Genomic DNA, 4,689 nt, shown 5'->3' with positions numbered 1-4,689 from the left:
GGAGCGGCGGCGGCCGCCGGCGGCGGTGTGTCGGCGGCCGGCGGCGAGGAACAGCGCCTGGGAGCCGCACTGGGTGGCCAGGTCGGAGGCGGCGCGCAGGTGTTCGCGGGCCTGCCGGTTCCGGCCGGTGCGCAGCAGCGCCTCGCCGAGGCGGAAGCGGGCGTTGGCGAGGCAGAGCCGGCCCGGGGAGGCGGCGAGCAGGTCCACCGCGTCGGACAGCAGGGCCACCGCGCGGCGTCCTGGCTCGACCAGCCCCCGGGCGACCAGCGCGAGGCCGACCGCGCGGGGCGCACCCCAGCGCAGTGCCCGCTCGTGCTGCCGGTCGGCGAGGTCGGCGGCCTCGGCGCGCCGGCCGAGTTCGACGAGGATGGCGGTGGCGTCCACCCACCAGGTCGCGAACAGCGGGTTGGTGATGCCGGCCTGGTCGAGGAGGTCTCCGCAGCGTCGCAGGTGGTCCAGGGCGCCTCCGGTGTCCCCGCTGAGCCAGCGGGCGCGCCCCCGGGCCAGCAGGTGGTAGGGGTGGTTCCACACGACCCGGTCGGCGCCGGGGCGGCGGGCGAGCAGGAGCGCGCGTTCGGCTCCGGGGAGGTCGCCGTGGGCGACCAGGGTCACGGCGAGCATGGTGTTCGGCCAGGCGGCCCTGGTGCGCCGGGGGTTGCGGGCGGCGGCCTCGGCGGCGTCGCGGGCGTCAGCGACGGCCTCCCGGATGCGGCCGGCGGCGAAGAGCACGTGCGCCCGGTTGGCGAGCGCGACGCTGAGGGTTCCGGCGTGGGTCCGTCGGCGGGCGGGGTCGGTGAGCCTGTCGAGCACGGTCAGCGCGGTGGGCAGTTCGTCGGCGAGGTGGAGGGCGAAGGTGGCGCTGACCAACGCCCAGTCCCCGGTTCCCTCGGGGACGCGGACGGCCCGCGTGGCGAGGTCGAGGCTGCGGGCCAGGTCGGTCCCCCCTCCGGCGTCGAGCGCGGCCAGGACTCCCAGGAGTTGGCGTTCCCCGGGGGTGCGCCCCGGCGGGACGGGGATGCCCCGTGCCAGTGCCCGGGTTTCCTCCAGTGTGCTGGCCTCCTGGATGCCGGTGAGCAGGAGGGCCGACTCCACCTGGGCCAGCAGCTCCCGGTCGGTGGGTCCGGGGTTGTCGCCCAGCGCGGCGATGAGTTCGGCTCGGGCATCGGCGAGGACGCGCATTCCTTCCGGGGCGCGTTGGGCGCTGACGGCGGTCAGTCCGACCTGGACGGCGAGGCTGGCGCGGTCCCGGGCCCCGGTGGTCCCGGCGAGGGCCGGGGCGAGGTGGGCGAGGGCGGCCGCTGGGTCCACCTGGGCCAGCGGGCTGGCCAGCTCGATGCGCAGTTGCACGGGTGGGGCGAGTTGTCCGCCGTCGGCCAGTACCCGGGCGAGGTAGCGGGCGGCGTCCTCGGGGGCGCCACGGCGGCGGGCGGCGCGGGCGGCCTCCCGGAACACGCCGGTCATCCACGGTTCGAGGGGGCCGTTGCGTTCGAGCAGTTGCAGGGCGACCTCCTCGGCGGGTCGGCCGGCGTCGTTGAGCAGGCGGGCCGCGCGGTCGCGCAGTCGTCGTGGTGCCGCGGTGGGGTGCGCGGTCAGTACGGCCGCCCGTTCGGTGGTGCGGGCGAACCGGCCGGCGGTGACGAGCCCGGTCTCGCCCAGTGCGGTCAGGGCGTGGCGGGTGAGGTGTTCCGGGACGCCGGCGAGCGCGGCCACCAGGAGGGTCGCGGGGGCGGTGCCGGGGTCGGAGTCCTCGAGCACGGCCAGCGCGGTCGCGACCGCGCGGACGTGGTCGGGCAGGGCGTCGAGGCGGATGCGGGCGGAGCGCCGGCTGACCTCGGCTTCCAGTGCGGCCACCCGGTGTGTGTTGCGGTCGTCCGGGGTGATCCCGGCGGCGCGGAGCTCGTCGAGCAGCCGCCGCAGCAGTGCCGGGTTGCCGGCGGTGAGGTCGTGGCAGCGGCGCACGAAGCCCGGGGTGGGGTGGCCGTCGAAGGTCTCGCGGACCAGTTCGGCCACCACGGGTTCGGGTAGTGGTGCGAGGGGGACGGCCGCCGTGTCGGGGCCGCGCAGCAGGCGGCCCAGGACGGGGTCGGCCGGGGGGCGGACCGCGTCGTGCCAGCCGAGGACGACCAGCAGTGGCCGCCGGGAGGTGCGTCGGACGAGGAAGTCCAGCCAGCGCAGCGACGTGGCGTCGCACCACTGGGCGTCGTCGATGAGGAGGGCGAGCGGGCGGCGGCGCACCACTTCGCTGACCCGCCGGTACGGGGCGTGCAGGGCCTCGTGGGTGTCGGTGCCGGGGTCGGCGGGCGCCGCGTGGTGGCCGAGGGGGGCGAGCAGCGCCCGGACGGTGCCCCCCGGGCGGGTGGTCGACGAGGGCTGGCAGCGTACCCGGAGGACGGTGAAGTCGGCGGCCAGTCGCCGGCGGAGGGCGTCGAGGACGCTGGTGCGGCCGGTGCCGGCGGCTCCGGTGACGAGGACGAGCCGGGCGGTACCCGCGCGGACGTGGTTGGCGTGGGCGGTGAGCTGGTCGAACTCCCGCTCGCGTCCGACGATCACCTGACCCATTCCGGGGCGACGCGGGGCGGCCACGCCCCGGGGCGCAGCATGCCGAGGCTGTAGGCCCTGGACACCAGGGCGGGCCGGTTCGGCACGTCCAGTTTCCGCATCAGGGTGCGGACGTGGTAGTCGACGCCCTGGCGGCTGAGGTAGAGGTGGGCGGACATCCACGCGGTCGACTGGCCGGCGGCGACGGCCTCCAGCACCTTGCTGCCGGCGCGGCTGAGCCGCAGCCCGTCACGCCCTCCTGGTCGTTCGTCCCGCTCCGGGGTGAACACCACGACGAGCATCCGCGGCTGGTCGTCGGCTCCGCACAGCGCGGTGCCGGTGAGGTGGCCGGGGACGAGTTCGCCGTCGGCGCGGCGGATCAGCACGTTCTCGGTGAAGCGGGTGGCGCGCCCGTCGGCGAGTTGTTCGGCGCGGCGGCGGATGTCGACGGCGAAGCCGGGGGCGACGAGGGCCGCGATGTCGTGGCCCCGGACCTGACCGGGGGGTCGTCGTACCAGCTGGGAGAACTTGTGGCTGACGCCGAGCACCCTCAGGGTGAGGTCGGACCAGGCGACGCAGAGGGTGGAGGATTCCAGAAGGGTGTGGAAGAGGCTGAGGGGCACGTCGGTGTGGCCGGGCGGGGGGTCCACCGCGGGATGGGGGCCGAGGGCGTCCAGCTCGGCCAGGTCCGGGGTGCGGACATCGGTCTCGGACACACTGCCTCCTTTTCCCGCCAGCACGCGAACCCGCGATTCCCCCTCGTCGTCGGAGCTTCACGAGCCGGAGTCAGGGAGTCGGAACGGGCTCCAAGATCACCGATGATCATCGCGCCGATCCTATGAAGCGATCACGGAGAGCGGCAACGCACGCACGTACCCGTCGCCTAACCTTGTGGTCCCGTCTCACTTTGGTTCGGTCTTCACACACCCGATCCGGCATTCGTACGGGATCCAACGGAGCAACGCTTACCCCCGAATGGGGTAACCGGTTGTGGGAGATGGCCGCACCCGCAGCCCCGTGGTCCGCCCGCCGCCGGCCCTCCCGCCGCTCATCTGAGCAGGGCGGCGGTCTCACGGAGGACGGGAAGGGCGTCGAGGGGGCTCAAGGCCCCGGAGGCGAGGACCTCGCCGACGGCCTCCCACAGGCCGTGGCGGTCCTCCACCCCGGGCAGCGCCCCGGCGCGGACGCCGTCGGCGTCGTGCCGGACGACGGTGGAGCGGGCCCCGAGGGTCACCGACCAGCGCGCGGCGGCCCCGACGGCATCGAGCACGAGTTCGGGGCCTCCCCCGCCGACGCTGCCCACGCTGCCCACGCTGCCAACGAGGACGGTGGTGTGGTCCGCCGCGTGGGACACCAGGGTGTACCCGTCCGGTCGGAGCTCGGCGGCTGTCAGCGCTCCGAGACGCGGCACCAGCCGGCGTGCCACGGCGAGCTGCGTCGCCAGAGCCGTGTGCGGGTCGCCGGTCGGGAGCCGGACATCGAGGTCGATCAGCTCCGCCCCGGCCAGCGGGAGCGGACCGCCCGGACCGCCTCCGGTCCAGGCCGGCAGGGGCGTCGCTGGAACGTCGAGCACGCACCGGACCGAGCGGGCCGCCAGGCGCTCGACCCAGGGCAGGACGGCCGCGACGGGCCGGGCGAGGACGACCAGGCGGGTGCGGTCGGAGCGCTCCCGGAGCCGGTCGGACCACCCGGGGACGGCGCAGTCGACCAGCAGGACCTCGGCCACGGCCGGTTCCGTCACCCGGAACGCGCCACCGAGGTCGGCCAGTGCCCGCCGATGCCCCTCGTCCACTCCCGCGTCGCCCCCCAGGGCGACCGCGACGGGCCCGGTCACGAGGCGGCCCCGAGCAGGGGCGCGGCCGCGTCGGCGATCCCGAGCAGGTAGTCCAGGTCCGCGACGGCCTCGTCCAGGGGCACCACCGGTTCGGCGGTGCCGGCGGCGACCTCGGCCACGTTCTCCCACATGGCCCGGTAGCCGTCGAGCGGGGAGGACCAGCGCCGGGCCTCCCCCGCCGCCGTCCAGCGCGCCGTGGCGGACCCGGCGCGCAGGTAGGAGGAGGGCAGGTCGACCCGCAACCGGCCCCCGGCGCCCCAGGCGTCGAGGTGCCAGTCGGGCCGCCGCCAGTCGCCGGCGGAGAATCCGGAGAGGAC

General features: G+C 76.1%; 4 protein-coding genes. All 4 read right to left on the bottom strand.

Translation table 11 applies throughout. The features are described from left to right. Positions 1–2,550 (bottom strand): ATP-binding protein (locus ACTIDRAF_RS30070; protein WP_016700532.1); only part of this gene is annotated, 2,550 nt, incomplete at its 3' end. After that, a complete protein-coding gene (locus ACTIDRAF_RS30065) occupies positions 2,547–3,254 on the bottom strand; it encodes a LuxR C-terminal-related transcriptional regulator (protein ID WP_016700531.1) in 708 nt (235 codons plus the stop codon). The genes ACTIDRAF_RS30065 and ACTIDRAF_RS30070, both read right to left, overlap by 4 nt. A 332-nt stretch (positions 3,255–3,586) precedes the next feature. Then, entirely contained in the window at positions 3,587–4,372 is a 786-nt protein-coding gene (locus ACTIDRAF_RS0220180) for a hypothetical protein (protein ID WP_016700530.1), read from the bottom strand. Beyond that, positions 4,369–4,689 (bottom strand): hypothetical protein (locus tag ACTIDRAF_RS30060; protein ID WP_039788390.1); only part of this gene is annotated, 321 nt, incomplete at its 5' end. The genes ACTIDRAF_RS0220180 and ACTIDRAF_RS30060, both read right to left, overlap by 4 nt.

This window comes from Actinoalloteichus spitiensis RMV-1378 (assembly GCF_000239155.1).
GTDB classification, from domain to species: Bacteria; Actinomycetota; Actinomycetes; order Mycobacteriales; family Pseudonocardiaceae; genus Actinoalloteichus_B; species Actinoalloteichus_B spitiensis.
The sequence above is the reverse complement of the archived record's forward strand: the minus strand, read 5'-3'. Positions and strand labels throughout refer to the sequence as shown.